Annotated in this window: 1 rRNA gene; it reads right to left on the bottom strand. The window is 44.9% G+C overall.

Annotated elements, in window-relative coordinates:
• Positions 1-32: 32 nt before the first annotated feature.
• Positions 33-3,090 (bottom strand): 23S ribosomal RNA (locus AJN58_RS05040).
• Positions 3,091-3,292 lie beyond the last annotated feature (202 nt).

The raw sequence follows: 3,292 nt of genomic DNA, 5'->3' as shown, positions 1-3,292 counted from the left end.
TAAAAACCTTAACAAGGAAGTGATGCTTTATTAAAGATAAGCCAAACGCTCTATTAGTACTGGTCAGCTAAAGGACTTTCATCCATTACACACCCAGCCTATCAAACTAGTAGTCTTCTAGAGAGCTTAGAGAAGATTCATCTTAGAGTTGGCTTCACGCTTAGATGCTTTCAGCGTTTATCCTTTCCAAACTTAGCTACGCTGCGATGCTCTTGGCAGAACAACAGCTACACCAGTGGTTTGTTCAACCCGGTCCTCTCGTACTAGGGTCAAATCTCTTCAATCTTCTTACGCCCACGGCAGATAGGGACCGAACTGTCTCACGACGTTCTGAACCCAGCTCGCGTACCGCTTTAAATGGCGAACAGCCATACCCTTGGGACCTGCTCCAGCCCCAGGATGCGATGAGCCGACATCGAGGTGCCAAACCTCCCCGTCGATGTGAGCTCTTGGGGGAGATCAGCCTGTTATCCCCGGGGTACCTTTTATCCTTTGAGCGATGGCCCTTCCACACAGAACCACCGGATCACTAAGACCGACTTTCGTCTCTGCTTGACTTGTATGTCTTGCAGTTAAGCTGGCTTATACCTTTATACTCTACGAACGATTTCCAACCGTTCTGAGCCAACCTTTGTAAGCCTCCGTTATTATTTGGGAGGCGACCGCCCCAGTCAAACTACCCACCAGACATTGTCCCACTTGAGGATAACTCAAGCTGGTTAGCTACCCAAATAAGAAAGAGTGGTATCTCAACAACGGCTCATATACAACTGGCGTCATATACTCAAAGCCTCCCACCTATCCTGCACATTCTTATCCAAGTAGCAGTGTCAAGCTGTAGTAAAGGTCCACGGGGTCTTTCCGTCTTGCCGCGGGTAGGAGGAATTTTCACCTCCACTACAATTTCACTGGATCCCTCTTTGAGACAGCTCCCATCTCGTTACGCCATTCATGCAGGTCGGTATTTAACCGACAAGGAATTTCGCTACCTTAGGACCGTTATAGTTACGGCCGCCGTTTACTCGGGCTTCGATCAAGAGCTTCGCTAATGCTAACCCCATCAATTAACCTTCGAGCACCGGGCAGGCGTCACACCCTATACATCCTCTTACGAGTTAGCAGAGTGCTGTGTTTTTGGTAAACAGTCGGGAGGGACTCTTTGTTGTAAGTTTCTTCGCTTTCGGAGTAAATCCTAGTACGAAGCTAACCACACCTTATACCGAAGATACGGTGCTATTTTGCAGAGTTCCTTAAAGAGAGTTCTTCCACGCGCCTTAGAATACTCATCCCACCCACCTGTGTCGGTTTACGGTACGGGCAACATTAGCTAAACTTAGAAACTTTTCTTGGCTCGACGGCATCAGGGGTTCTTCTATCCATCCGAAGACTTCAAAAAGCCTTTCAGTTCTCGGAGTGTTCTTATACGGATTTGCCTATATAAGCTCCTACGACCTTAGACTAGCACTTCCATCCGCTAGCCCCCTTAGCCCTAAGCGTCCTTCCATCGCACACTAATGTTGGTATTGGAATATTAACCAATTTGCCATCGTCTACCCCTTTCGGACTCGACTTAGGACCCGACTAACCCTACGATGACGAGCATCGCGTAGGAAACCTTGGGTTTACGGCGTTAATGATTCTCACATTAATTATCGCTACTCATGCCTGCATGCTCACTTCTATTCGCTCCAGCACTCCTTACCGGTATACCTTCGACGCAAGTAGAACGCTCTCCTACCACTTGCACACAACTTAAACTACTTAACTTTAGCCTAAGAATATTTTTATTGATTTTACTAAGTTTTATTTCTATCTTTACTCTATAAAAATCAGTAAAAATATAACTTAAAACATATAACTTAGTTTTTTATATTCTCAACTTAAATAATCTAAGTTGTGTGCAAGTCTACAGCTTCGGTACTTACTTTAGCCCCGTTATATTTTCCGCGCAAAATCACTAGACCAGTGAGCTATTACGCTTTCTTTAAAGGATGGCTGCTTCTAAGCCAACCTCCTGGTTGTTTAAGTAACTTCACATCGTTTTCCACTTAAGTAAGATTTAGGGACCTTAGCTGGTAGTCTGGGTTGTTTCCCTCTTGACGACGGATTTTATCACTCGCCGCCTGACTGCTGTGATTACATATAAGGTATTCGGAGTTTGATAGGGTTTGGTACATTGGTGTATGCCCTAGCCCATTCAGTGCTCTACCCCCTTATATTACGACACAACGCTATACCTAAATATATTTCGGAGAGAACCAGCTATCACGAAGTTTGATTGGCCTTTCACCCCTATCCACAAGTCATCCCGGGGCTTTTCAACGCCTATGGGTTCAGTCCTCCACTAGTTCTTACACTAGCTTCAACTTGCTCATGGATAGATCACTTCGTTTCGGGTCTGCAGCATCTGACTAAGCGCCCTATTCAGACTCGCTTTCGCTACGGCTTCGCGTTTGCTTAACCTTGCCAGACACCACAACTCGCAGGCTCATTATGCAAAAGGCAGTCCATCACACTGTATTGCTACATAGTGCTCTGAATGATTGTAAGCAAATGGTTTCAGGTTCTATTTCACTCTGATCACCTCAGTTCTTTTCACCTTTCCCTCACGGTACTTGTGCACTATCGATCTGGTATTAGTATTTAGGGTTGGATCGTGGTCGACCCGGATTCAGACAGGATTCCTCGTGTCCCGCCCTACTCAGGATACTGCTAGCTAAGCTTTGTTTTTCGCATACGGGACTATCACCCTCTATGGCTATACTTTCCAGAATGTTCTGCTAAACTCAGCTCTTGCACATTGCAGTCCTACAACCCCCAGTGCAAGCACTGGGTTTGCCCTCTTGCGCTTTCGCTCGCCGCTACTGACGCAATCTCTATTGATTTCTTTTCCTGAGGGTACTAAGATGTTTCAATTCCCCTCGTTCGCTCCTATATAGGTAATGTATATCTCTATACATTGGGTTGCCCCATTCGGAAATCTACGGATCAAAGCTTCTTGACAGCTCCCCGTAGCTTATCGCAGTCTAGTACGTCCTTCATCGCCTTTACCAGTCAAGGCATCCACCATTCGCTCTTAGTAGCTTACCTTTTGATGTTCTTTTAGCAGATGAGCAAAGCTCATCTTAAAGAACCAAAGCTAAAGGCCTACCCCGCCAACCTAAAAGATATTAGGCTTAAAACGAAATAAACTAAACATTCATTAAAAAATTAATGTAGATAAAGCTTCAATTCTTAATCACTAAAAAAACAATTTGCATAAAAGTTAGATATAACCTAACTTCTACCTTTT

It is taken from the genome of Campylobacter sp. BCW_4321 (assembly GCF_001763075.1).
Lineage (GTDB): Bacteria > Campylobacterota > Campylobacteria > Campylobacterales > Campylobacteraceae > Campylobacter_D > Campylobacter_D jejuni.
The sequence above is the reverse complement of the archived record's forward strand: the minus strand, read 5'-3'. Positions and strand labels throughout refer to the sequence as shown.